18 protein-coding genes are annotated in these 23,917 nt (G+C 73.0%); 6 read left to right on the top strand and 12 right to left on the bottom strand.

Going from position 1 to position 23,917, the window contains the following annotated elements; translation table 11 throughout:
* Window positions 1-20: 20 nt before the first annotated feature.
* From lpdA to ACIBSW_RS07575, 5 genes are all read right to left on the bottom strand, one after another.
* Window positions 21-1,418: a dihydrolipoyl dehydrogenase gene (lpdA, locus tag ACIBSW_RS07595; RefSeq protein ID WP_354724672.1), complete on the bottom strand. Its 1,398-nt coding sequence runs from the start codon at window positions 1,416-1,418 to the stop codon at window positions 21-23.
* A 60-nt stretch (window positions 1,419-1,478) separates the two neighbouring features.
* Window positions 1,479-2,882 carry a glycoside hydrolase family 43 protein gene (locus ACIBSW_RS07590; RefSeq protein WP_354724674.1) on the bottom strand — a complete coding sequence of 468 codons (1,404 nt, stop codon included), beginning with the start codon at window positions 2,880-2,882 and terminating at the stop codon, window positions 1,479-1,481.
* Window positions 2,879-5,419: an alpha-L-arabinofuranosidase C-terminal domain-containing protein gene (locus ACIBSW_RS07585; protein ID WP_354724676.1), complete on the bottom strand. Its 2,541-nt coding sequence runs from the start codon at window positions 5,417-5,419 to the stop codon at window positions 2,879-2,881. Before ACIBSW_RS07585 ends, ACIBSW_RS07590 begins: the two co-directional genes overlap by 4 nt.
* Before the next feature lie 74 nt (window positions 5,420-5,493).
* Window positions 5,494-6,270, bottom strand: coding sequence for a glycerophosphodiester phosphodiesterase (locus tag ACIBSW_RS07580; protein ID WP_354724678.1), 777 nt, complete (start codon window positions 6,268-6,270; stop codon window positions 5,494-5,496).
* Window positions 6,261-8,003, bottom strand: coding sequence for an acyl-CoA dehydrogenase (locus tag ACIBSW_RS07575; protein WP_354724680.1), 1,743 nt, complete (start codon window positions 8,001-8,003; stop codon window positions 6,261-6,263). Before ACIBSW_RS07575 ends, ACIBSW_RS07580 begins: the two co-directional genes overlap by 10 nt.
* A gap of 146 nt (window positions 8,004-8,149) precedes the next feature.
* Here ACIBSW_RS07575 and ACIBSW_RS07570 point away from each other — a divergent pair, with 146 nt between their 5' ends.
* A complete protein-coding gene (locus ACIBSW_RS07570; protein WP_354724682.1) occupies window positions 8,150-10,075 on the top strand; it encodes a S41 family peptidase in 1,926 nt (641 codons plus the stop codon).
* A 4-nt stretch (window positions 10,076-10,079) separates the two neighbouring features.
* Here ACIBSW_RS07570 and ACIBSW_RS07565 read toward each other — a convergent pair whose 3' ends face one another.
* Genes ACIBSW_RS07565 through ACIBSW_RS07550 form a run of 4 tightly spaced genes read right to left on the bottom strand, consistent with a single transcriptional unit; the run spans window position 10,080 to window position 14,074 of the window.
* A complete protein-coding gene (locus ACIBSW_RS07565; protein WP_354724684.1) occupies window positions 10,080-10,490 on the bottom strand; it encodes an MmcQ/YjbR family DNA-binding protein in 411 nt (136 codons plus the stop codon).
* Entirely contained in the window at window positions 10,487-11,734 is a 1,248-nt protein-coding gene (locus tag ACIBSW_RS07560) for a D-arabinono-1,4-lactone oxidase (protein ID WP_354724686.1), read from the bottom strand. Before ACIBSW_RS07560 ends, ACIBSW_RS07565 begins: the two co-directional genes overlap by 4 nt.
* A 25-nt stretch (window positions 11,735-11,759) precedes the next feature.
* Window positions 11,760-12,968, bottom strand: a complete 1,209-nt coding sequence (locus ACIBSW_RS07555) for an acyl-CoA desaturase (protein ID WP_354724688.1) — start codon at window positions 12,966-12,968, stop codon at window positions 11,760-11,762.
* A gap of 47 nt (window positions 12,969-13,015) precedes the next feature.
* Window positions 13,016-14,074, bottom strand: a complete 1,059-nt coding sequence (locus ACIBSW_RS07550) for a ferredoxin reductase (protein ID WP_354724690.1) — start codon at window positions 14,072-14,074, stop codon at window positions 13,016-13,018.
* A gap of 95 nt (window positions 14,075-14,169) precedes the next feature.
* On the opposite strand from ACIBSW_RS07550, the gene ACIBSW_RS07545 reads away from it, so the two are divergent.
* Together ACIBSW_RS07545 and ACIBSW_RS07540 are read left to right on the top strand one after the other, a co-directional pair.
* Complete coding sequence (locus ACIBSW_RS07545; RefSeq protein ID WP_354724692.1) at window positions 14,170-15,330, top strand: helix-turn-helix domain-containing protein; 1,161 nt, start codon at window positions 14,170-14,172, stop codon at window positions 15,328-15,330.
* A 170-nt stretch (window positions 15,331-15,500) separates the two neighbouring features.
* A complete protein-coding gene (locus tag ACIBSW_RS07540) occupies window positions 15,501-16,421 on the top strand; it encodes an LD-carboxypeptidase (RefSeq protein WP_354724746.1) in 921 nt (306 codons plus the stop codon).
* On the opposite strand, the gene ACIBSW_RS07535 is transcribed toward ACIBSW_RS07540, so the two are convergent.
* Window positions 16,405-18,054 (bottom strand): serine/threonine-protein kinase, encoded by a 1,650-nt coding sequence (locus tag ACIBSW_RS07535; RefSeq protein ID WP_354724694.1) that lies wholly within the window; start codon window positions 18,052-18,054, stop codon window positions 16,405-16,407. The two genes, ACIBSW_RS07540 and ACIBSW_RS07535, sit on opposite strands and share 17 nt — an antisense overlap.
* A gap of 257 nt (window positions 18,055-18,311) precedes the next feature.
* Between ACIBSW_RS07535 and ACIBSW_RS07530 the strand changes: the two genes are divergently transcribed.
* Window positions 18,312-18,860 carry a GNAT family N-acetyltransferase gene (locus ACIBSW_RS07530; RefSeq protein WP_354724696.1) on the top strand — a complete coding sequence of 183 codons (549 nt, stop codon included), beginning with the start codon at window positions 18,312-18,314 and terminating at the stop codon, window positions 18,858-18,860.
* On the opposite strand, the gene ACIBSW_RS07525 is transcribed toward ACIBSW_RS07530, so the two are convergent.
* Window positions 18,853-19,773 (bottom strand): EamA family transporter, encoded by a 921-nt coding sequence (locus ACIBSW_RS07525; protein WP_404799263.1) that lies wholly within the window; start codon window positions 19,771-19,773, stop codon window positions 18,853-18,855. The genes ACIBSW_RS07530 and ACIBSW_RS07525 overlap by 8 nt on opposite strands.
* A 65-nt stretch (window positions 19,774-19,838) precedes the next feature.
* On the opposite strand from ACIBSW_RS07525, the gene ACIBSW_RS07520 reads away from it, so the two are divergent.
* Window positions 19,839-20,381 (top strand): CGNR zinc finger domain-containing protein, encoded by a 543-nt coding sequence (locus ACIBSW_RS07520; protein ID WP_354724700.1) that lies wholly within the window; start codon window positions 19,839-19,841, stop codon window positions 20,379-20,381.
* 139 nt (window positions 20,382-20,520) lie between these two features.
* Window positions 20,521-21,102 (top strand): sigma-70 family RNA polymerase sigma factor, encoded by a 582-nt coding sequence (locus tag ACIBSW_RS07515; protein WP_354724702.1) that lies wholly within the window; start codon window positions 20,521-20,523, stop codon window positions 21,100-21,102.
* Between the two features lie 5 nt (window positions 21,103-21,107).
* On the opposite strand, the gene ACIBSW_RS07510 is transcribed toward ACIBSW_RS07515, so the two are convergent.
* Window positions 21,108-23,837 (bottom strand): AAA family ATPase, encoded by a 2,730-nt coding sequence (locus tag ACIBSW_RS07510; RefSeq protein WP_354724704.1) that lies wholly within the window; start codon window positions 23,835-23,837, stop codon window positions 21,108-21,110.
* Between the last annotated feature and the right edge of the window lie 80 nt (window positions 23,838-23,917).

The raw sequence follows: 23,917 nt of genomic DNA, 5'->3' as shown, positions 1-23,917 counted from the left end.
CGGGCCGGCCGGGCGCGGTCTCAGAGGTTGATCATGTGGCCGGTCAGGCCGTGGAACGCCTCCTGGAGGGCCTCGCTCAGGGTGGGGTGGGTGTGCACGTTGCGGGCCAGCTCGTTCGCCGTCAGGTCCCACTTCTGCGCCAGCGTCAGCTCGGGCAGCAGCTCGGAGACGTCCGGGCCGATCAGGTGGCCGCCGAGCAGCTCGTTGTACTTCGCGTCCGCGACCAGCTTGACGAAGCCGGTCGGCTCGGCGAGGCCGTGCGCCTTGCCGTTGGCCGTGAACGGGAACGTGGAGACCTTCACGTCGTAGCCCTCGTCGCGGGCCTGCTGCTCGGTGAGGCCGAAGCTGGCGACCTGCGGCTGGCAGAACGTCGCCCGGGGCATCATCCGGTAGTCGCCCAGCGTCATCGTCTCCGCGCCGGCGATCGTCTCCGCCGCCACCACGCCCTGTGCCTCCGCGACGTGTGCGAGCTGGAGCTTGGAGGTCACGTCGCCGATCGCGTACAGGTGGGCGATGTTGGTCCGCATGTGGTCGTCGATCTCGATCGCGCCGCGGTCGGTGAGCTTGACGCCGGTGTTCTCCAGGCCGTAGCCCTCGACGCGGGGGGCGAAGCCGACCGACATCAGCACCCGGGCCGCCTCGATCGTCTCGCTCTTGCCGTTCCTGGTGTAGGTCACCACGACCGAGGTGCCCTTGTCGGTCACCGTCTCCACCTTGGCCGACGCGATGATCGGGATGCCGAGCTTGCGGTACTGCTTGGTGATCTCCTTGGACACGTCGGCGTCCTCGTTGGGCAGGGCCCGGTCGAGGTACTCGACGATGGTGACGTCGACGCCGTAGTTCTTCAGGACGTAGCCGAACTCCATGCCGATCGCGCCGGCGCCGACGATGACGATCGACTCCGGCAGGTCGCGGTCGAGGATCTGGGTCTCGTAGGTGACCACGTTGTCGCTGAGCTCGACGCCGGGCAGCAGCCGGACGGTCGAGCCGGTCGCGATGATCGCGTTGTCGAACGTCAGGGTCTGCGAGCCGCCGGTGCTGAGCGCGACGTCGAGGGTGTTCGCGTCGCGGAACGTGCCCAGGCCGTCGTACTCGGCGATCTTGTTCTTCTTCATCAGGTAGTGCACGCCCTTGACGCGGCCGTCGGCGACCGTGCGGCTGCGGTCGAAGGCCGCGCCGAAGTCGAAGCTCACCTCGCCGGTGATGCCGAACGTCCGCGCCTGGGTGTGGAAGATGTGCGCCAGCTCGGCGTTTCGCAGCAGGGCCTTGGACGGGATACACCCGACATTGAGGCAGACACCGCCCCAGTACTTCTCCTCGACGACGGCCGTGCGCAGGCCGAGCTGGGCCGCGCGGATCGCCGCGACGTAGCCGCCCGGTCCCGCGCCGAGGACGATCAGGTCGTAGTGCTCGCTCATGGTGAGGCTCTTCCGCGTCGACGTCAGATCGGTACGGAAGAAGTATCTCGCAGTGCGCGCTCAGCCGAGCAGGAAGACCGATGCGTCGCCCGTCACCACCCGGCCGCGTTCGTGCCGCAGGTAGCGGGTGGCGTCGCCGGCGAGCTGGATGCGGACCCCCCGGCCCGCCGGTAGCCTGCGGAAATCCGTCGGCGTGCCGGTCTCGACGCGCACCGCGCCGTCGACGACCCGGACGTGCCGGTCCGGGAGATCGACCGACTGGATCACCTCCGTGCCGTCGGCCGAGGCGACGAAGCGGAACTGGGTGTCGGCGAGCGCGTGGCCCGGCGGGCCGACGACCAGGGCGGAGTCGTCGCGGCGCACGAACCACGCGCCGCGCTCGGCGGGCGAGAGGCGAACGATCGGCCCGCCCGCCCCGACCGGTACGCCGAACAGCGGCGTGCCGTCCGGGTGCCAGTAGAGCCGCTGCACCCGGGTGTGCCGGTTGGGGTCGTAGAGCGGGTCGCCGACGATGTCGCGGTAGTCGCGGGCGTGGTAGACCAGCACGTCGGTGACGCCGTCCTCGGCGACGGTGAAGCTGTTGTGGCCCGGCCCGTAGCGGCCGGTCGCGGTGTTCGTGACGAAGACCGGGTCCGGCGTCTTCGACCAGGACGCGTGCGCGAGCAGGTCGGCGCGGGCGTCGGCGGTCAGCAGGCCGACGCAGTAGCGCGCGTCGGTGGCGCTGGCGGAGAAGGTCACGAAGACCCGCCCGTTGCGGACCAGCACCGCCGGGCCCTCGTTGACCCGGAAGCCCTGTATCTCCCAGCTCCGGGTGGGGGTGGCGATCCGGGTCGGCTTGCTCTTCAGCGCCAGGGGCGAGCTCATCTCGGCGATGTAGAGGCTGGAGTTCACCGCGATCTCCGGCTCGCTCTGCGCCCACACCAGGTAGCGGCGGCCGCGGTGCGCGAACGTGGTGGCGTCCAGCGAGAAGCCGTCCCACTCGGTGGCGAGCTGGCCGCGCAGGGTCCAGCCGGCTGGGTCGGTCGGGTCGTCCAGCGGGGACTCCAGCACGTACATCCGGATCCGGAAGACGTTGCCGGCGTCGCCGGCGGCGAAGTAGAGGTACCAGCGGCCGGCGATCCGGTGCAGCTCCGGCGCCCAGATGTGCCCGCCCATCGGGCCCGTCGCCGGGCGGCGCCAGACCACCGACTCGGCGGCCGTGGCGAGACCGGCGATGGTGGTGGCCCCGCGTACGACGAGGCGGTCGTACTCCGGCACCGAGCCGGTGAAGTAGTAGCGTCCGCCGGTCCGCGGGGTGATGAACGGGTCGGCGCGCTGCTCGATCAGCGGGTCGGCGGTCGGCACGCCGTAGATCTGCGCGTCGGTTCGCGTGCCGCGGTCCAGCGCCGGGGCGGTGAGCGCGCCGACGCCGGCGACGCCGAGCCCGCCGCGCAGCAGGGTACGGCGACTGATGTCGTTGCTCATGACGGTCTACCCCTCAGGCGCAGGAAGGTGACGGAGTTCGGGGCGAACGTGCGGGTGAAGGTGGACCCGATGCCGCCGACGGTCGTGGTGACCGGCTGGATCGGCTCGGCGGACCGGGTGTTCTGCTCCTGCGGGTCGCCGGCGATGACCGTCATCCGGGCCCGGCGATCGACGGTGCGCCCGCCCAGGTCGATCGCGGTCACGGCCGGGGCGTCCTGGGCGTTGACGACCTTGACGATCAGCTCGCCGGTGGCGTCGTCGTGCGTGACCACCTGCGCGAACGGCTCGGTCACCTGGTTGTCGGTGAAGCTGCCCCACTCGGCGCCGTCCAGGAACAGCCGCACCGTGGTGCCGCGCACCTCGATCCGGATGTCGTAGGTGACCCCGGTCGCGATGCTGTTCGGCTTGGCGAGCACGATCTCCTTGCTGCCGCCGGCACCCTTCTGGATGGCGCCCTGGGTGTTGTTCCAGCCGCCGAGGTTCCACCAGTAGAGCTCGCCGGACTCCTGCACGCCGAACGCGACGAGGAAGCCCTCGGCGCCGGCCTGCTTGGTGGCCTTCAGCGTCAGGTCGTAGTCGGTCGCGGTGATGTTCCCGGCCTTGACCAGGGTGTCCAGCGCGGCGGTGTCGCTCTGCCGGTAGCCGCCGTCGACCACGGACCAGGCGCCGCGGGGCTCGACCGGGGTCCACTGCCCGGCGCCGCCGGAGAAGTCGTCGGCGAACAGCACCTCGCCGGCGGGCGTGGTCACCTTGATGTCGTCGTAGGTGGCCGCGGTGGCCCAGGTGGAGAGCCCGACCGCGCCGGTGATCGGCTTCGGTTCGATCACCTTGCCGGTCGCCCGGCTCGGCACCACCCGGTCGCCGACGTTGTTCATGAACAGCTTCTGCACCTGGTAGCTGGTGGTGCCCCAGGACTCGTCGTTGTCGAACCAGATCAGGTCCGGGCGCCACTGCACGTTGTCGACGTTGGCCAGCAGCGGCGCGTACGAGGCCATCCGCACCACGTCGGCGTTGCGCTCCAGCCCGGTCATGTACGACGCCTCGGCGAGGGAGTTGAACAGCTTGTTGTCCAGCGAGGCGTACTCGCCGAGGAAGACCTCCGGTCCGGCCCGGTCGTAGCCGTCGTAGCGCCGGTTGTTGCCGAGGAACCACGCCGGGCTGTTGTAGTAGTGCTCGTCGACCATGGCCACCCCGGCGGCCCGGTTCTTGGCCCACAGGTTGTCGAAGGTCGCGCCCTGGTCGTCGGGCCCGGAGTTGCCGACGACCGTGATCCCGGGGTACTTCGCGGCGATGGCGTCGCGGAACCGCAGGAAGTTGGCGAAGTAGGCGTCGGGCAGGTTCTCCTCGTTGCCGACCGCCACGTGGGTCAGCCCGAACGGCTCCGGGTGGCCCATCCGGGCGCGCAGCGCGCCCCACTCGGAGCTCGCCGGCCCGTTGGCGAACTCGATCAGGTCGAGGGTGTCCTGGATGTGGCGTTGCAGCAGCGCCGGGTCGTTGGTCGCCCGGTTCTGCCCGCAGCCGGTGACCAGCGCGGGCACGACCGGCAGCGGCATGGCGCCGATGTCCTCGGAGAACTGGAAGTACTCGTAGTAGCCCAGGCCGTAGGACTGGTGGTATCCCCAGAAGTTGGCGTTGGCGGCGCGGGTCTCGACCGGCCCGACGGTGTCCTTCCACTGGTAGGAGCGGGCCCGCGGGAAGTTCGAGGCCGCGTCGTAGCCGTAGTGGCTGCCGGTGTTGACCAGGCAGCCGCCGGGGAAGCGCACGAAGCCGGGCCGCAGCGCCGCGATCTTCTCGGCGAGATCCCGGCGCAGCCCGTGTCCCTTGTAGGTGTCGCGCGGCAGCAGCGAGATCATGTCGAGGCGCAGGGTCCCGATCCCGCCGGCCAGGACCGCGAGGCGGCCCGCGTCGGTGGTCCGGCTCGCCCGTACCGGTACGGCGTAACGGGTCCAGCCGTCGCCGCGCACGGTCAGCTCGGCGGGCGCGGAGAGCGGTTCGCCCGCGGCGTCGCGCAGGACGACGGTCAGCGGCGTGCCGGCGGGTGCGTCGGTGCGGGCCCAGAGCGAGAAGTCGTAGGTCGCGCCGCGCCGCACCGCGAGCCCGGTGTTCCAGCCGCCGTTGGTCACGCCGTAGCGCCCGCCGTCCGGGCTGGTCAGGTCGAGCCTGAGGTGGGTGCGGTTGCGTTCGTTGAGGCGGTTCGCGTCGTTGACCGTCGTCGCGGCGCCGGTGCCGCCGGACTCGCCGCCGGGGGTCCAGCCGGTCAGTCCGCGGTAGGACGTGTTGTCCGCCGGGAGGAACTCGAACGAGCGGTTGCGGACCAGCTCGGGGTAGAGGCCGCCGTCGGCCGCGAAGTTGATGTCCTCGAAGAACACGCCGTACATGGAGTCGGCGATCGCGGGGCCGGTGGCCGCCGGGTCGACGGTGATCGTGTAGTCGGGCGCGGCGGCCGGCGCCTCGGCCAGGACCGGTCCGGCCCCGCCGGTCGCGGCGACCAGCAGAGCGGCGGTGGCCAGCCCGAAGATAGCGCGTGACGGGGACATCCGTGTCCTCCCGATGTGAACGTTAACAACGCGCGTCGATTATCATCGATGTGTCACGCGTCGTCAATGCCCGGTTACTCCGGCGGCCAGACGCCCCGGGCGGCGTACACGTCGCGAAGGACGTCGATGCGGTCGGTCATGACGCCGTCGACGCCGAGGTCGAGCAGCCGGTGCATCTCGGCCGGGTCGTCGATCGTCCACACGTGCACCTGCAGGCCCAGCCGGTGTGCCCGGGCCACGAACCGGCGGTCGACGACGGTCACCGGGCCGACCTTGACCGGCACCTGCGCCGCGGCCGCCGACGCCGGCAGCCGCAGCCGCGTGCCGGCCAGCGAGGAGATGCGCAGGCGCAGCACCTCGCGCTGCCCGAGCGACGTCGCGATCCCGGGCCCCGCCAGGGCGCGGACCCGGGCCAGCCGCGCGTCGCTGAACGAGGCCAGCAGGACCCGGTCGCCGGCGCCCGCCCGGGTCACCGCCGCCACGGTCGGGCCGGCCGCGTCGTCGGCCTTGACGTCGATGTTGAACCGGACCTGCGGCCAGGCGGCGAGCACGTCGTCGAGGCGGGGCACCGCGCCCGCGCCGCCGACCCGCAGCGTGGCCAGGTCGGCCCAGCGCAGGTCGGCCACCCGGCCCGCGGTGCCGGTCAGGCGCCGCAGCGACGGGTCGTGGAACACCACGGGCACGCCGTCGGCGGTCGCGTGCACGTCGGTCTCCACGTACCGGTAGCCCAGCGCGACCGCCCGGCCGAACGCCTCGGCGGTGTTCTCGTCGCCCTCGGCCGCGCCGCCGCGGTGCGCGAACGCCAGCGGGAGGGGCGAGTCGAGAAAGCGGAAGCGGACGCCTACAGACACGCGTCGTCCAGGTCGGCGAGCAGGGTGTCCCGGCTCTCCAGCAGGTCGAACCAGGTGGTGGTCCGGGGCAGCTCGTGGGCGAAGAAGTAGCGGGCCGCGAGGCGCTTGCCGTCGTAGAAGGCACCGTCCCGGCCGGCCGCCGCGGTCGCCTGCTCCAGCCACATCCACGCGACGACCAGGTGGCCGGCCGCGTTCAGGTACGCGGTCGAGTTGGCCAGCGCGGTGGTCGGGTCCGCGTCCGACCAGAGCTTGCCGGTGACCTCGACGAGGCGCGCGCAGCCGGCCTCGAGCCGCTCCGCCATCCACCCGAGCTCGTCCGGCGCGCGGCCCGCGGCCTCGCGGATCTTGCCGACCAGCAGGGTCAGGCCCGCGCCGTCGCGCATGGTCACCTTGCGGCCCAGCAGGTCCAGGCCCTGGATGCCGTCGGTGCCCTCGTGGATCGGGTTGAGCCGGTTGTCGCGGTAGAACTGCTCGACCGGGTACTCGCGGGTGTATCCGTAGCCGCCGTGCACCTGGATGGCGTGGTCGTTGGCCTTCAGGCACCACCGCGACGGCCAGGCCTTCACGATCGGCGTCAGCACGTCCAGCAGCAGCGCGGCCTCGGCGGCGTTCCCGGTCTCCTGCTCGTCGACGAGCTTGGCGGCGTACAGGATGAGGGCCAGGCCGCCCTCGACGTAGGTCTTGGACGCCAGGAGCATCCGGCGCACGTCCGGGTGCCGGATGATCGGCACGGGCGGCGCGGCCGGGTCCTTGCCGGCCACCGGCCGGCCCTGCACCCGCTCCCGGGCGTAGGCGAGCGCGTGCAGGTAGCCGGTGTAGCCGAGGGCGACCGCGCCGGCGCCGACGCCGATCCGCGCCGCGTTCATCATCTGGAACATGTAGGCGAGGCCCCGGCCCTCCTCGCCGACCAGGAAGCCCTCGCTGTCGGTGAACGACAGCGCGGCGTTGGTCGTGCCGCGGAAGCCCATCTTGTGGTTCAGCCCGACCAGCTCGACGCCGTTGCGCCGCCCGGGCACGCCGTCGGGGCCGACGACGTGCTTGGGCACGATGAACAGCGACAGGCCCTTGACGCCGGGCGGCGCGCCGGCGGCGCGGGCCAGCACCAGGTGCACGATCGTCTCGCTCAGCTCGTGGTCCCCGCCGGAGATCCACATCTTGCTGCCGGTGACCCGGTACGTGCCGTCGCCGGCGGGCACCGCGCGGGTGGTGACGTCGCTGAGCGACGAGCCGGCCTGCGGCTCGGACAGGCACATGGTGCCGGTGAACCGGCCCTCGACCATCGGGCCGACGAACCGCGCCACGTGCTCCGGCGCCGCGTACGTGCGCAGCAGGTTCGCGTTACCCATGGTCAGCATCGGGTAGGCGGAGGTGGCGATGTTCGCGGCCTGGAACCAGGCGAAGCAGGCCCGGTGCACGACGTGCGGCAGCTGCAGCCCGCCGTCCTCGGCGTCCAGCCCGCCGGCCAGCAGGCCGGACTCATTGAAGGCGGTCAGCGCCGCCTTCACCTCGGGGATCACGTGCGCCCGGCCGTCTTCGAAGCGCGGCTCCAAGACGTCGCCGCGCTTGTTGTGCGTGGCGAACTCGCGCTCGGCGATCTGCGCCGAGACCTGCAGGAACGCGTCGAACGTCTCCCGGGAGTGCTCGGCGAAGCGTGGTCGCGCGGTCAGCGACTCGACGTCGAGCCACTCGTAGAGCAGAAACTCGAGATCACGCTGCGAGAGGATGTTGGACACCGTTGGACACCGCCGTTTCGCGTTCGGGCACGTCGCCTCACACTAACGGCGCATTCTCCAGTCATAGGCCCGACAGGTGTCTCGTGTGGTAAAGCGCCGGCTCGTACCGTCACGCACAGTCGCTACGGAGGTGCGCTATGTCGATCATGGCAGAAGTCAAGCTGGAGGCCGACCACGGCCTGGGCGCGGTGCGGACGATGCCGCAGTTCCGGCAGGCAACCGAGCAGGCGGCGCTGACCGCCGCCGACCGGCAGCTCCTGCTCGACCAGGCCGCCCTGCTCATCGACACCGTGTACGTACACCTGCTGCACAAGCGCGCCATGTACGCGATCGAGCCCTCACAGCGGCTCCGGCTGCTGCGCCACCGGCTGAACCGGCTGAGCGACGCGCAGTTCCACGCCGAGCTGCTGCGGATCTTCATCGAGCTGCGCGACCTGCACACCAACTACGTGCTGCCCCGGCCGTACCAGGGCCCGTTCGCGTTCCTCGGGGTGCTGATCGAGCAGTTCTGGCGCGACGGCAGGCCGGGCTTCCTGGTGTCCAAGACGTTCCCGCACCTCACCGGCGACCCGCAGCTGGTGGACGGCGCCGAGATCACGCACTGGAACGGCGCGCCGATCGCGCTCGCGCTGGCCCGCAACGCCGACCGCGAGGCCGGCAGCAACGCCGACGCCCGGCTCGCCCGCGGGCTGGAGAGCATGACGCTGCGCACGCTGGCGCTCTCCGCGCTGCCGGACGAGGACTGGGTCGACCTGCGCTACCTGGTCGGCGGCACCGCGCACGAGACCCGGCTGCACTGGCGGGTCTTCGACACCAGCGCCGACCTCAACGGGCCGCTGCCCGACAACGGCCCGTTCGCCGGGCTGAGTGTCCCGTCCGCGCACCTGGTCGGGCTCGACCTGCGCACCGAGGTGGTCCGGCAGGCGAAGAAGCAGCTCTTCGTGCCGGCCGCGGTGGACGAGGAGCGCCGGGTCGCCGAGCAGGCCGGCGAGGTGCCGCAGCCGACCGCCGAACAGCTCGCCGCGGGCGAGATCCCGACCACGCGCCCCGACGAGCTGCGGGCCCGGGTCGTCTCCACGCCCGCCGGCACCTTCGGGCACCTGCGGATCTTCACGTTCCACATGCGGGACCAGGGCATCGAGGCGTTCCTGAACGAGGTGATCCGGCTGCTGGACGTGCTGCCGAAGAACGGCCTGATCCTGGACGTGCGCGGCAACGGCGGCGGCTACGTCGTCGCCGCGGAGTTCCTGCTCCAGTTCCTCACCCCGCGCCGGATCCAGCCCGAGCCGATGCAGCTGATCAGCACGGACGCGACCCGGCAGCTCTGCGCGAGCGTCGACGACCTCGCCGACTGGCGCGCCTCGGTCGACCAGGCCGTCGAGACCGGCGCGCAGTACTCCAGCGCGGTGCCGCTGTACCCGGCCGAGGTGGTGAACAGCGTCGGGCAGGTCTACCACGGCCCGGTGGTGCTGATCACCGACGCCCTCTGCTACAGCGCGACGGACATCTTCTCGGCCGGCTTCCAGGACCACGAGATCGGCACGGTGCTCGGCATCGACGAGGCGACCGGCGCCGGCGGCGCGAACGTGTGGACCCAGCAGAACCTGGTGGACGGCTGGCGCGGCGGCCCGTTCCGCCGGCTGCCCGCGAGCGCGCAGTTCCGGGTGGCGCTGCGCCGCTGCCTGCGCGTCGGCAAGCGTAGCGGCGAGCCGGTCGAGGACCTCGGCGTACGCCCGGACGAGCTGCACCGGATGACCAGCCGGGACCTGCTGGAGGGCAACGCGGACCTGCTGGCCCGGGCCGGCGCGATCCTGGCCGCCGGCACGCCGCGGCGCCTCGACGCGGACGCGGGCGCGCGCACCCCGGCCGGCGTGGCGCTCTCGCTGACCACCGAGGCGCTGACCAGCGTCGACGTCTACGTGAACCAGCGGCCGGTGAAGTCGGTCCCGCTCACCGACGCCAAGCCGACGGTGCAGGTGCCGCTGCCCGCCGACGGGCCGGCGGTGATCCGGCTCGAGGGCTTCGACGGCGACACCCTGGTCGCGGCCCGCACGCTCGAGGTGACCACCTGATCGATCACGCCGGCGGCGGGTTGGCGCTCAGCCAGGCCGCCGCCCGGCGGGCCGATGCCCGGGACAGCCAGGCGTCCTGGATCACCTCGGCCAGCTCGGCGCGGCTCAGCTCGCCGACGCGGGCGGCCCGCAGCAGCACGGACAGGTGCCCGTTGAAGTGCGCGGTGGTGAAGAACGGCGACGACGGATCCTGGACGAGGGCCTGCTTGTCGGCATCCGACGGCACCCAGAAGACGATGACGTCCGGGTAGCGCTCCCCGGTGGCGGGGTCGACCGCGTCCGGCCGCGGGTTGCGGAAGAAGACGAACGACTTGCGGCCCACCTGGTAGACCGGGTTGTCGCCGGAGCCGTACTCGACGGTGACGTGCGGCATGGCCGAGGCCAGCTCGTGCACGTCCTCGACCCGGGCCTTCATCGGGGGCCCAGGATCTCGTCCAGCCAGGCGTTGCGGAACGTGCCGGCCGGGTCGTACTCGGCGACCAGCGCGCGGAAGTCGTCGAAGCGCTCGTACCGGGACCGCACGACGGCCGGGTCGAGGGTGAAGACCTTGCCCCAGTGCGGCCGGGCCGACAGCGGCGTGAGCCGCTCCTCCAGCGCCGAGACGACCGGCAGGACCGCGGCGGTGTCGGCGATCCAGGTGAAGTGCAGGCCCAGGCTGTCGCGGTGGTAGTTCATGCTCAGCCACAGGTCGTCGGCCGCCACCGTGCGGATCTCGTTGACCTGCAGGACCGGCGCGACCGCCTCCCGCAGCGAGGCGACGGCGTCGATCGCCTCCAGCGCCCGCTCGCGCGGGACCATCCACTCCGACTGCAGCTCCGCGCCGGTGCTCGGGCTGAACTCCATCCGGAAGTGCGGCAGCCGGGCGTGCCACGGCCCGGGCACGCCGAACTGCTCGGTGCTGTTGTCCGCCGGCACGCCCGGCACCGGATGGCGCGGGCCGTCGGCGGGCCGGGCGCCGAACCACGGGCCGTCCGGCATCGGCTCGGTGCGCTTGAGCCAGGCGTGGTTGATGTCCGGCCCCGACCAGTCGGTGAACAGGCTGACGCTGTAGCCGGCGCCGAGGATCTCCGGCAGGTCCGTGTCCAGGCGGGCGCGGGGCAGGTCGTCGTAGACGTACTGGCGTATTTCGAACGCCGGCACCACGTCGAGGGTCAGCGCCGTGACCACGCCGAGCGCGCCGAGGCCGACCACGGCGCCGTCGAAGCCCTCGTCGCCGCGGCGCAGCGTCACCAGCTCGCCGTCGCCGCGGATCAGCTCCAGGGCCGAGACGGCGGTGGCCAGGTTGCCGTGGCGCACGCCCGATCCGTGCGTGGCGGTGGCGACCGCACCGGCGACCGAGATGTGCGGCAGCGACGCCATGTTGTGCAGCGCCAGGCCCTCCGCGTGCAGCCGCACGGCGAGCTCGCCGTACCGGATGCCGCCGTCGACCCGGACGCTGCGGCGGTCCGCCGCGATCTCCACGACCCGCGGCAGGCCGTCGAGGCTGACCAGGTCGCCGGTGGTGTCGGCCATCCGGTTGAAGGAGTGTCCGCTGCCCAGGACCCGCAGCGGCCCGCCGGCGGCGACCAGTTCCCGCAGCCGGGGCACGGTCAGCTCCCGGTGCACCCGGCTCGCGCCGAACGTGATGTTGCCGGCCCAGTTGCGCACCACCTCTGCCACCACACCAGCGTAAGCGGTGCGGGGGTCAGGAGCCGACCGGCGCCGGGGTCGAGTCCGTCGCCGGGCGCTTCCAGCGGGTCGCGGGCTGCTGCTTGCGGCCGGTGACCGGCCGGGGCGCGGCCGCGGCGATCTTGGCGGCGCCGCGGTTGGGCAGCGAGAGCCGGAAGACCTTGGCCCAGGCCGAGGCGACCTGCTTGGGCATCGGGCCGGTGACGTAGTTGAGCTCGTAGCGTTCGAACAGGTCGCGGATCTTCGGCGCGATCTCCTGGTAGCGGTTGCTCGGCAGGTCCGGGAAGAGGTGGTGCTCGATCTGGTACGACAGGTTGCCGGTCATGATGTGCATGACGCGGTTGCCGTCGATGTTGGCCGAGCCGAGCATCTGCCGCAGGTACCACTCGCCGCGGGTCTCGCCCTCGATCGAGTTGCGCTCGAACGTCTCCACGCCCTTGGGGAAGTGGCCACACATGATCACCGAGTGGGTCCAGAGGTTGCGGACCAGGTTGGCGACGGCGTTGGCGGCGAGGGTGTGCAGGAACGAGCCGGTCACGATGGACAGCGCCGGGTGCACGACGTAGTCCTTCAGCATCTGCTTGCCGATCTTGCGGCGGACCTGCTTGAGTCGGGCCCGGAACTCCGGCGACCGGCGCCGCTTCTTGCTCTTCAGGTTGCGGCCCAGCTCCAGGTCGTACGCGGCGATGCCGTACTCGAAGAAGCAGGCGTTGACGAAGTTCCACAGTGGCTGTCCCAGGTAGACCGGGTGCCAGGGCTGCTGCTCGTCGACGCGCATGATGCCGTAGCCGAGGTCGTTGTCCTTGCCGACCACGTTGGTGTAGGTGTGGTGCAGCTCGTTGTGCGAGTGCTTCCACTGCTCGGCCGGCGACGCGTTGTCCCACTCCCAGGTGGTCGAGTGGATCTTCGGGTCCCGCATCCAGTCCCACTGGCCGTGCATGACGTTGTGCCCGATCTCCATGTTCTCGAGGATCTTGGCGACCGACAGGCCCGCCGTGCCGAGCAGCCAGGCCGGCGGGAACAGCGAGAAGAGCAGGACCGCGCGGCTGCCCAGCTCGAGGCGCCGCTGCACGCTGATCACGCGCCGGATGTACGCGGCGTCGCTCTCACCGCGGCTCGCCACGATCTCGTCCCGGATGGCGTCGAGCTCGCGGCCGATCGCCTCGATGTCGTCGGCGGACAGGTGCGCGATCGGGCTGACGCTCTTGCGCTGCAACGTGGTCACGGGGGTCCTCGGTTTCTTCGGGTGCGGAAGCGGGGGGAGGGGCAGGCTCAGGCGTCGAGCTGGCAGGGGCCGGCGGCGGCCGAGACGCAGGTCTGCACCAGGACGTTGTCGCCCTCGACGGCGGTGGTGATCGAGCCGTCGCGCAGGTCGCGGACGGCGCCCTCGGTCATCGGCAGCACGCAGCTGAAGCAGATGCCCATCCGGCAGCCGGACGGCATCAGCACGCCGGCCGCCTCGCCCGCCTCCAGGATCGGCACGTCGCCGGCGGCCTGCACCACGGTCCCGGACCGGCCGAAGGTGACCTTGCCGCCGTCGCCGGCCGCGATCACGGTGGGCCGGAAGCGCTCGACGTGCAGCAGCTCCGCGGCGCCCGCGCCGGCCCAGTGCGCGCCGAGGTCGTCCAGCATCTCGTTCGGCCCGCAGGCCCAGGTCTCCCGCTCGAACAGGTCGGGGACCAGCTCGGCCAGCTCGGCCGGGGTGATCCGGCCGCCGGTACGGGTGTGCCGCTCGATCAGCCGGATGCGGCCGTCGGCGGCCAGGGTGCGCAGCTCGTCGCCGAAGACGACGGCGTCGCGCTCCGGCGCCGAGTGGACGACGACCACGTCGCTCAGCTCGTGCAGGGCGCTGCGCAGCATGCCCATGACCGGGGTGATGCCGCTGCCGGCGGTCACGAACAGCACCCGGCCGGGGCGGGTGACCGGCAGCGTGAAGTCGCCGGCCGGGTGGTCCAGGTGCACGATCATCCCGGCCCGGGCGTTGCGGATCAGGTGATTGCTGACCGCGCCGTCGCGGACGGCGTTGACGGTCACCGACAGCCCGCCGGGCGCGCAGGTCACGGAGTACGCGCGCCACAGCCGTACGCCGTCGACGTCGACGCCGATCCGCACGTACTGGCCGGGCTCGTGCGGCCGCCAGCCGCGACCGGGCCGCAGCACCAGGGTGACGCTGTCGCGGGTCTCGGGCCGGACGGCCACGATCCGCGCGCGCAGCACGCCGGCGTTGCGCAGCGGCGCGACCACGTCGAGGTAGTCGGCCGGCACGAGGGGCGTCGTCAGCAGTTCGACGACGCGCCACGCGCCCGATCGCAGGGTCTGTGTCACCGCCATGCCACAAGGGTGCGGGGTTTCCGGGGTAATCGCCTGACCCGATCTACGTGAATCGGGTCCGCGTTATTGTTCGCAGCGAACAATTGGAGGCCAGAGTGAGCGACGATCAGTACTTCCGGCTGTCCGCGGAAGCGGTCACACCTCTCAGACATGCCCTTCCCGCCGTCGCCGCCCAGACGGTCGAGGCGATCACGCAGGGCGTGCCGGCCTACGCGGAGGCGTTCAGCGGCACGCTCGGCCCGCAGATCGAGAAGGCGGTCCGGGCGGCACTGGGTACGTTCCTGAACCTGGTCTCCCGGCCGGCCCGCACGGCGCCGGGCACGCCGCTGACTCCGGCGCTGGAGGCCGCGTACGCGCTCGGGCGGGGCGAGGCGCGCAACGGCCGCAGCCTGGACGCCCTGCTCGCCGCGTACCGGCTCGGCGCGCGGGTGGCCTGGCGGGAGCTGGCCGCGATCAGCGTCCGGGCCGGCGAGGACTCCGTGACGATCGCGCACTTCGCCGAGCTGGTCTTCGCGTACATCGACGAGCTGTCGGCGGCCAGCGTCGCCGGGCACGCGGACGAGCTGGCCACCTCCGGCCGGGCCCGCCGCCGGCACCTGGAGCTGCTCGCCCAGGCGCTGCTGGCCGGCGAGCCCGAGCACGTGGCCACCGTCGCCGCCGAACGCGCCGAGTGGGTGCCGCCGCAGACCCTGACCGCGGTGCTGGTGCCCGAGCCCGCCGCGCGCGCGGCCCTGGAACTGCTCGACGCCCGCACCCTGCAGGCGGCCGAGGGCGGCCCGGAGGAGACGTCCGTGCTGCTCGTGCCGGACGCGCACGGCGTGTCCCGGGCACACCTGATGCGGCTGCTGGCGGGCCGCGGCGCGGTCGTCGGCCCGTCCCGGCCGTGGCTGCGGGTCCGGGAGTCGCTGGCCCGGGCCGTGCGCACCGCCCGGTTCGCGCCCGGCGACGGCGCCGCCGCGGTCGACACCGAGGACCACCTGGTCGCGCTGGTCCTCAACGCCGACCCGCAGGCCATGGCCGACCTGCGGGAGAAGGCCCTCGCCCCGCTCGCCGGCGAGCGCGGCCCGACGGCCGCCAAGCTCGCCGAGACGCTGCGCGGCTGGCTGCTGCACCACGGGCGCCGCGACGAGGTGGCGGCGGCCCTCTTCGTGCACCCGCAGACCGTGCGCTACCGCATGACCCGGGTGCGCGAGCTGTACGGCGACCGCCTCCGCGACCCGCAGTGGCTGCTGCTGCTCACCGTCGCCCTGGCGTAGCGGAGTGTCGCGTCTCATCGATGCCCTTGACTCCCGCGGTGGTGCGCGACAACGTCGCGGTGATGAGACTGACCCGTCGCACCCTGCTCGGGGCCGCCGTCGCCGGCGGCACTCTCGTGGCCGGTGCCGCCCCGGCGCAGGGCACGCCCCGCCGGACCGTGAAGCCGCCGATGCTGCGCCCCGGCGACCGGGTACGGGTGATCGCCCCGGCCTATCCGCCGGACACCCGCCTCGCCCGCGGCATCGAGATCCTGACGGGTTTCGGCCTCGTCGTCGAGGTCGGTGCCCACGTCAACGACCGGTACGGCTACCTGGCGGGCACCGACGAGGACCGGCTGGCGGACCTCAACGCGGCCTTCGCCGACCCGGCCGTCCGCGGCGTCTTCGCGGCCCGCGGCGGATACGGCACGCAGCGCGTCGTCGACCGGCTGGACCTCTCCGCGGTGCGCCGGGACCCGAGGGTCTTCGTCGGCTTCAGCGACCTCACCTCGCTGATGGGCCGCCTCTGGCAGGGCGCGCGGCTGGTGACCTTCTACGGCCCGATGGTCAACTGGACGGACTCCCGGACCGGCCCGGTGGAGATCGAGTCGCTGCGCAAGGCGATCATGACCACCGAGCCCGTCGTGCTGACCCGCGACCCGGCCGAGCCGAGCGCCGCGGTGCTGGTTCCCGGCACGGCGACCGGGCGGCTGCTCGGCGGCAACCTGACCATGCTCCAGACCGCCGTCGGCACCCGCGACCTCCCCGACCTCGCCGGCGCGATACTGCTCTTCGAGGACGTGGACGAGGCGGCGTACAGCTACGACCGGATGCTCACCCAGCTGCGGCGCGCGGGCGCGCTGGACCGGATCGCCGGCATCGCGATCGGCCAGTTCACCAGCGCGGCGAACTCCGGCGAGTGGAACGCGGCGACCGCGGTGCAGGACCGGGTCGGCGACCTGGGCGTGCCGGTCCTCGGCGGGCTGCGCGTCGGCCACGGCAACGGCCAGCTCACCGTCCCGCTCGGTGTGAAGGCCACGATCGACACGGCGGCCGGCACCCTGACCGTCGCGCCCGGCGTCACCGGCCGGCCGGTCACGGTGCCGAGGTGATGGATACGTTCGCGAACTCGATCCGCGTGCGCCCCGGACGCCCTGAGGGCGGTGTGCCGGGCACGAGCCCGAGGGCGACGGTGCCACGGGCGAGAGGCGGGCGGGTTCGGGGCTTGCTGACCACCTGTTCGTGATCGAGGTTCACCATGATTCCCGGCCCGGGCGTCAGCACCTCGATCTCGTGCCAGTCGGTGGGTTCCACCGGCGGGTCCAGCACGCCGAAGGCGAGGGTCCGGGCCCTGCCTCGCTCCTCGAGGTCCAGCGTGATCCGGTCCGCACAGATGGTGATGCGGTAGCCGTTCTCGTCGGCCTGGTGGGTCCAGATCGCGGCGCAGGCGCCCGGCGCGCCGAGCCGGACGCGGGCGCGGATGGTCTGCTCTCTGGGAGTGTGCGACGCCGGGCAGCTGAACGGCCGAGGTGCCTGCGGCGTGACCTCGAGAGGGCCGTCGAGGGTGCAGCCGCCGCGTGAGCCGCCGCGGCTGGTGCGTTCGTCGGTGGCGGCGTCACGCCCGCCCGCGGGGCCGGACCCGGACGGCGACGGCGCGGGTGCGCCCGTGTCCGTCACGCGCCGGGCGAGCGGATCGGCGACGAGGCCGGCGACGAGGGCGAGGGCCGTGACGGCGGCGACGGCGCCCGGTGGCATCCACCGGGTCCGGACGGAGCCCGCCCGGACGAGGGTGGTCTTGGTGGCCCCCGGCCGACCTATCCTCGCCGCGATGTCGTCCAGGCGGACGGTGCGCCGGACCGCGGCGGCGGCACGCTTCAGTTCGGGCCGGTTCTCGAGGCCGGCGCGGATGACGGAGTTGCCGGCCGCGCCCGCCTTGAGGAGCCGCTCGAGCAGTTCGTGAGCGGTGGGCCGGTCGTCCGGATCCTCCCGCAGGGCCGCGGCCACCAGGTCGCGTAGCGGCATGGGCAGTGCGGACAGGTCCGGCGTGGGCAGGGCGATGCCGGCCGCGGTGGCGATCAGCGCCTCCGGTGCGAACGGGGTGTGGCCGGTGGCGGCGTAGGTGACGACCGCGCCCCAGGCGAAGACGTCGGTGCTCGGTGCGGCGGTCTCGGCCCGCCGTGCGTCGAAGCGTTCCGGGCCCATGTAGGCGATGGTGCCCAGTACCTGCCCGGGCACGGTGTGCCGGCTGGTCGTGTCGAGGGCCTTCGCGATGCCGAAGTCGATGACCTTCGGGGTGCCCAGCGAGAACAGGACGTTGGCCGGCTTGAGATCACGGTGGATGACGCCGGCATCGTGTATCGCGGCGAGCGCGGTCGCTACGCCGATGGCGAGGCTGTGCAGGCCACCCCCGCTCAGCGGACCCCGTTCCTGGACGATCTCCGCGAGGTTGGGCCCGTCGACATACTCGACGACGAGGTACGGCGTGGCGTGGTTGGCGTCGGCGTCGAGCACTTCGGCGGTGCAGAACGGCGGCACCTGACGCGCCCGCTTGACCTCGCTGCGAAACCGGGCGCGGAAACCCGGGTCGGACGACAACTCGGGGCGGATCACCTTGACCGCCACCTGTCGGCCCTCGGCCGACTCACCCAGATAGACAGACCCCATTCCGCCCGCTCCCAGCCGGCTGGTGAGGCGGTACGCGCCGAGTTGCCGTGGATCGTCGGCGCGCAGGGGACTCGGAGTCACGTGTCCAGCCACCTATTCACTGTGAGTCAGCTGAATGGATCGGTTCGCACCGTACACATCGCGCGCACCGCGGTCATCGCCGTCGCCGCCTCCGGAATGGCGGGGACGAACCGGAAGGAGTCCTTATCGTCCTGGGTGGCCGCACGTCTGCCCAGTTGAGAGCATTGATCGATTTGGCGGCAGGAGTGCGGAACGCACTTTGCAACAGTTCGGTGAATGGAGATCTATTTCGGCCGCCCGTGCTAGAAACATGGCCCATGGACAGCGCGAACATTCGGATCTCGTTCCTGCCGCCGAGCCGATCGGGCGACGACGAGTGCGTCGCCGTGATCACCGATCTGGTCAACGTCGTCTACGCGGCGGCCGAGGAAGGCCTCTGGATCGAGGGCACCGAGCGGACCTCGCCGGCCCAGGTCGCCTCGATCATCGCGGCCGGAGAGCTGGTGGCGGCGCGGGCGGGCGACGAGCTGGCCGGGGTGGCGCGGCTGCGGCGCCTGCCGACCGGCGAGGGCGAGCTCGGCATGCTGGTGGCACACCCGGCGCGGCGCGGCGCCGGCGTCGGGCGCGACCTCATGGCGTACGCCGAGGGGTGGGCCGGCGCACAGGGCATCGAGACCATGCGGCTGGAGCTGTTGTTCCCGCAGGCCTGGACCCACCCGGTGAAGCAGTTCCTCTACGACTGGTACACCCGGATCGGCTACCGGGTGGTCGGCAAGGGCGACCTCGCCGACGAGTACCCGGACCTGGTGCCGCGGCTGGCGACGCCGTGCGACTTCCTGGTGTTCCGCAAGGAACTGGTCAGCTGAGCTCCCGGTCGCCGAGGCGGACCGTCACCACCCCGCCGATGATCAGGACGCCGCCGGCGAGCTGGGCCGGTCCGGGCAGCTGGGCGACCAGCAGCCAGGCGAACAGGACCGCGGCGACCACCTCGAGCAGGGCGACGAACGACGCCACCCGGGAGCCGAGCCGGCGGCTGGCGGCGATGCCGGTCGCGTACGGCATGGCCGCGGTGACCAGGCCGAGCAGGACCACCGGCACCCACCAGGGCGGGCTGCCGAACGAGTACTCCGGTGCGAGCGTCGAGGCGTGCATCGGCAGCAGGCCGGTCGCGGCGAAGGCCAGCAGCACGAGCGTGCCGACCGTGAGCCCGGTGCCGGCCAGGGCCAGCGGCGGCAGGCCGGTGTCGGTGTCGGCCGAGATCAGGAAGTACGCCGTCGCGCCGATCATCGCGCCCAGCGCCCAGGCGACGCCCGACCAGGCCAGGTCGGCGCCCGACGCCAGGTCGAGCACGAGCACCAGGCCCGCCGCGGCGACGACCGCGCCGACGACGGTCAGCGGGCTGGGCCGCTGCCCGCGCCGCAGCCAGAGCCAGGCGACCACGGCGGCGGGCGCCGTGTACTCGATGAGCAGGGCGGGCGCGACGTCCATGGTGGCGACCGCGGAGAAGTAGCAGAACTGCGCGCCCGCGACGGCGAGCGTGCCGTACATCAGGACCTGACCGGCCTGGCGGCGCAGCAGGTGCCACCGGCCGCGCAGCGCGGCGAGGGTGAAGGGCGCCAGCGCGAGGGCGGCGAGCGCCATCCGGCCGAGCACGATCGCGCCGGGGCTCCAGCCGGTGCCGAGCAGGCCGGCGGCGAGCGGGCCGGAGAGGCCGAAGCCGGTCGCGGAGACGATGGCGAGCAGCAACCCGCCGCCGATGCCGGGCGCGGCCGCAAGCACGGGCCTGTCATTGGCTAACTGGGTCATAGATGATGACGCTATGGAGACCGGCGTAAGGTGTCAAGGTGGTTATTGCCCATGACACAGCCGCCTCGCTGCAGGCGGCGGTCGAGTTGGTCAACAGTGGCGCCGAGCCGGACACGCTCACATCGACGGAGTGGGTCGACGCCTGGTACGCCCGGCACCGCTACACGGGCCGCCGCGACCGCGACGCGGCGGAACTGGACGAGCTGCGCGCCACCCGCCCGGTGCTGCGGTCACTGCTCACGGCGGACCGCGACGCCGCCGCCGAGCTGGTCAACCGGATGCTGGCGCAGGCGGGCGCGGTGCCCTGGCTGGCCCGCCACGACGGCCTCGACTGGCACTTCCACGCCGTGTCGTCCGACGAGCCCCTCGTGCGGCGCGTCGTGGTGGAAACGGCGATGGCCATGGCCGATCTGGTACGCGGCGACGAGATGTCCCGCCTGTCGGTCTGCGCCGTCGAGAACTGCGACGGCCTCGTGCTCGACCTGACCCGCAACCGCTCCCGCCGCTTCTGCGGCACCGCCTGCGCCAACCGGGTCGCGGTCGCCGCCTACCGCGCCCGCGCCAGGGCCGCCAGATCCTGACACCCCGGGCCCAGGGTGGCCTGCCGTCAACCCCAGGGTGTCGCCCGGATCTCAGGGGGGTCCGGAATCCCTAACGTCATTCGGGTCCGGTGGCTCCCTCGACGGGTGAGCGGGGCCGGGATCGCAGGGAGGCGCGATCATGACGATCGACCAGTACGACGGCACCCGGGAGACCATCCGCGACGCGCAGTCGGGCGACACGCACGCGGCGGACCAGTTCGTACGGCAGTTCGAGCGGCTGGTCTGGTGGACCGTGCGGTCCTTCCGGCTGCCGGACGCGGATGCCGAGGACGTCGTGCAGAACACCTGGCTGCGGGTGTTCGAGCACCTCGGCGACGTGCGGGAGCCGGACCGGATCGCCTCGTGGGTGGCGACGATCGCCCGGCGGGAGTGCCTCAAGCACATGCGGGCCGGGCGGCGCGAGGTGCCGGGGCTGGAGCTGCGGGCCGAGCAGCTCGACGACGAGCGTGCGCCGCACCCGGAGCGCGTCGCCGTCGACGCTCAGATGATCGACCTGCTGTGGCAGCACGTGAACTCGCTGCCGGGGCCGGCCCGCGAGATGGTGGTGACGCTGAGCGGCAACGACGCGCCCGCGTACGCCGACTTCGCCCGCCGCAAGGGCATCCCGGTCGGTAGCATCGGGCCGACCCGGATGCGCTCGCTGCGCAAGCTCCGGGTCACGCTCGAGGGCCACGGCCTCGGGGCGCACGCGTGGCACTAGAAGTGTCAGGCCTTGACGGCGCCCGCGATGCCGGCGAGATCGGTCCGGGACCGGATGTTGGTTTTGCGGTAGATGTTGCTCAGGTGGTACTCGATGGTCTTCTGGCTGAGGAACAGGGTCGCCGCCGCCTCGTGGTTGGTGGCGCCCCGGGCCACCACGAGCGCCACCTGCAGCTCCTGCGGGGTGAGTTGGGGCAGCGCGTCCGCGGAGCGGCGGACCGTCGTGCCGGTGGCGCTGAGCTCGGTGCGGGCCCGCTCGGCCCAGGGCTGCGCGCCGAGCCGGGTGAAGGTCTCCAGGGCGTCGTGCAGGTGCTTGCGGGCCTGCGCGCGCTGCCGCTGCCGGCGCAGCCGCTCGCCGTACGCGAGCTCGGTGCGGGCCCGCTCGAACGGCATCAGCGCGCAGCCCAGCGACTCCAGGGCGGTCTTGAACGCCGCGGCCATGTCCTCCGGGGCGGCCAGCAGCGCCCGGCACCGGGCCGCGGCCGCGTCGGCCCACATGCCGCCCGGGCCGTCCCGCTGCGCGTCGAGCAGCTCCCGCGCGGCGTCCGGCCGGCCGTCCCGGATGTACGCCTCCACCAGGTCGAAGACCCACGGCACCACGGCCGGGTCCCGGATGTGCGCGGCGACGGGCAGCGCGCGCACGGCCTCCAGGTGGGTGATCGCCTCGCCCGCCTCGCCCTGGCTCAGCGCCAGCAGGCCCAGCTCGTGACCGGTGTAGAGCGCCATCAGGTCGACGCCGAGGCGCTCGGCGACCGCGACGGTCCGCTCGACCCGGCGGCGGCAGTCGTCGGCGCGGCCCTGCACCGCGTCGAGGCGGCCGCTGAAGAACAGCCCGTAGAGGTCCGCCTGGCGGGTCTCGCTGGCCAGGCGCAGGCTCTCCGCGGCGCCGGCCCGGGCGTCGTGCCAGTTGCCGACCCGGAAGTGCAGCTCCGAGTAGATGCCGAGGGCCTGCGGGAGCACGCCGAGCGCGCCGGCGGGCCGGGCGGCGGCGATGACGCGGTCGAGCAGCTCGCCGGCGGCGTCGAAGCCCTCCAGCCAGATCCAGGTGAGCGCGGCGTGGCAGAGGTCCTGCGCGCGTACCAGGGGATCGGCCCGCATCAGGTCGGGGTGGCAGCGGCGCAGCAGCGCGTCGGCCGCGCGGCGCTCGCCCGCCAGGGTGAGGCCGCCGGCCAGCGCGACCGCGGCGACCAGCTGCGGCGCGCCGCCGGCCCGCGCGGCCAGCTCGTGGCCGCGGCGGACCACGGCCTGGAGCTGCTCGATGTCGCCGACCATGAAGTACGGGATGCAGGCGTCGGTGTACATCAGCGCGGCCCGGCCGGGGTCGGCCTCCTCCACCGCCTCCGCGCTGGCGACCAGGAATTCCAGTACGCCGTCGGGGCGCTCGCGCCACATCCGGACGTAGGCGCTCATGTGCTGGATCAGGGCGCGCCGGCTCGGGTCGGTGGTCAGCGGCAGCGCCTCGTCGAGCAGGGGGAGCACCTGATCGTTGCGCCCGGCGAGCTGCCAGCAGCGCGCCGCGCGCAGCAGCCGGCGGGCCCGGTCCGGGCCGCGGCTGAGCCGGGCGGCCTGCCCGAACGCGCGGGCCGCCGCCACATACCCGGCGCGGCTGCTGGCCCGCAGCGCCGCCTCCTGCAGCAACGTTGCCACGTCTTCATCGGGGGAGAGCGTTGCGGCGGCGAGGTGCCAGGCGCGCGCGTCGGCGGCCGCGTCGCCGGGTATGTCGGCGAGCACGGCCGCCAGGGCGTTGTGCGCGGCGCAGCGATCGTCCATTGTGGCGGCGTGGTAGACCACCGAGCGCAGCAGCGGGTGCCGGAACTCGGTGCGCCGGTCGTCGATGGTGATCAGGTCCTGGGTCTCGGCCGGCGCGAAGTCGCGCAGGTGCAGCCCGGTCGCCTCCGCGGCGAGCAGCAGGATGCCGGTGTCGCCGCCGACCGCGGCCGCGGCCAGCACCAGGGCGCGGCGGGTCTCGCCGGGGAGCTCGGCGAGGCGGGCCTGCAGCGCGCGCTCGATCCGCGAGCCCGGCGGCACGTACGGCGCGGCCACCCCGGCGTCCTGCTGGTGTCCGTCCCGCTCGCGGCTCAGCTCGATCACGCCGAGCGGGTTGCCGGCGGTCGCGGCGTGCAGCCGCGCGGCGGCGCCCGGCGGCGCGGCGGGCACCGTGGCGCGGCACAGCTCGTCGACGTCGTCGATCGAGAGCCCGGTCAGCGCGACGTGCTGCGCGCGCAGGTCGACGGCGTCGGCCGGGTTGCGCGTCGCGACCAGCAGCGCGATGCCGTCTGCGTGCAGGCGGCGGCCGGCGAAGAGCACCGCCTCGCGGGAGGAGGCGTCCAGCCACTGCAGATCGTCCACGACGATCAGCAGCGGGGAGGTCTCGGCGGCGGCCGCCAGGATTCCGACGGTGGCGGCGCACACGGTGAACCGGTCGCCGGCCACCGGCGGGCCGAGCGCCAGCGCGCTGCGCAGCGCGGCGGCCTGCGGGCCGGGCAGCCCGGGCAGGCCGTCGAGGACCGGGCGCAACAGGTCGGCCAGGCCGGCGAACGGTATCTCCGACTCGTCCTCGTAGCCGCGCGCGGTGAGGACCCGCATGCCGGCGGCCTGCTCGGTCGCGTAGCCGATCAGGGTGGTCTTGCCGATGCCGGGCTCGCCGGTGATCACCAACGCGTCGCTGCGACCGTCGCGCGCACCTGTCAGAAGAGCGTCGATCAATGCACGTTCGGCGGTCCGTCCGAGCATCATCGGCCGAGTGTATTCCCGTGCCCGGGAGCGCGAGGCTACCGCACCGAATCGGCGCAGCTGATCTTTCCCGAAGGGTCATG

It is taken from the genome of Actinoplanes sp. NPDC049668 (assembly GCF_044465445.1).
Lineage (GTDB): Bacteria > Actinomycetota > Actinomycetes > Mycobacteriales > Micromonosporaceae > Actinoplanes.
The sequence above is the reverse complement of the archived record's forward strand: the minus strand, read 5'-3'. Positions and strand labels throughout refer to the sequence as shown.

Excerpts from the sequence above, each read along its gene's own strand:
- ACIBSW_RS07550 (WP_354724690.1), bottom strand. The coding sequence starts at position 14,074 with ATGGCGGTGACACAGACCCTGCGATCGGGCGCGTGGCGCGTCGTCGAA.
- ACIBSW_RS07565 (WP_354724684.1), bottom strand. The coding sequence starts at position 10,490 with ATGAAGGCCCGGGTCGAGGACGTGCACGAGCTGGCCTCGGCCATGCCG.
- ACIBSW_RS07530 (WP_354724696.1), top strand. The coding sequence starts at position 18,312 with ATGGACAGCGCGAACATTCGGATCTCGTTCCTGCCGCCGAGCCGATCG.
- ACIBSW_RS07590 (WP_354724674.1), bottom strand. The coding sequence starts at position 2,882 with ATGAGCAACGACATCAGTCGCCGTACCCTGCTGCGCGGCGGGCTCGGC.
- ACIBSW_RS07515 (WP_354724702.1), top strand. The coding sequence starts at position 20,521 with ATGACGATCGACCAGTACGACGGCACCCGGGAGACCATCCGCGACGCG.
- ACIBSW_RS07540 (WP_354724746.1), top strand. The coding sequence starts at position 15,501 with ATGCTGCGCCCCGGCGACCGGGTACGGGTGATCGCCCCGGCCTATCCG.
- ACIBSW_RS07510 (WP_354724704.1), bottom strand. The coding sequence starts at position 23,837 with ATGATGCTCGGACGGACCGCCGAACGTGCATTGATCGACGCTCTTCTG.
- ACIBSW_RS07570 (WP_354724682.1), top strand. The coding sequence starts at position 8,150 with ATGGCAGAAGTCAAGCTGGAGGCCGACCACGGCCTGGGCGCGGTGCGG.
- ACIBSW_RS07585 (WP_354724676.1), bottom strand. The coding sequence starts at position 5,419 with ATGTCCCCGTCACGCGCTATCTTCGGGCTGGCCACCGCCGCTCTGCTG.
- lpdA (WP_354724672.1), bottom strand. The coding sequence starts at position 1,418 with ATGAGCGAGCACTACGACCTGATCGTCCTCGGCGCGGGACCGGGCGGC.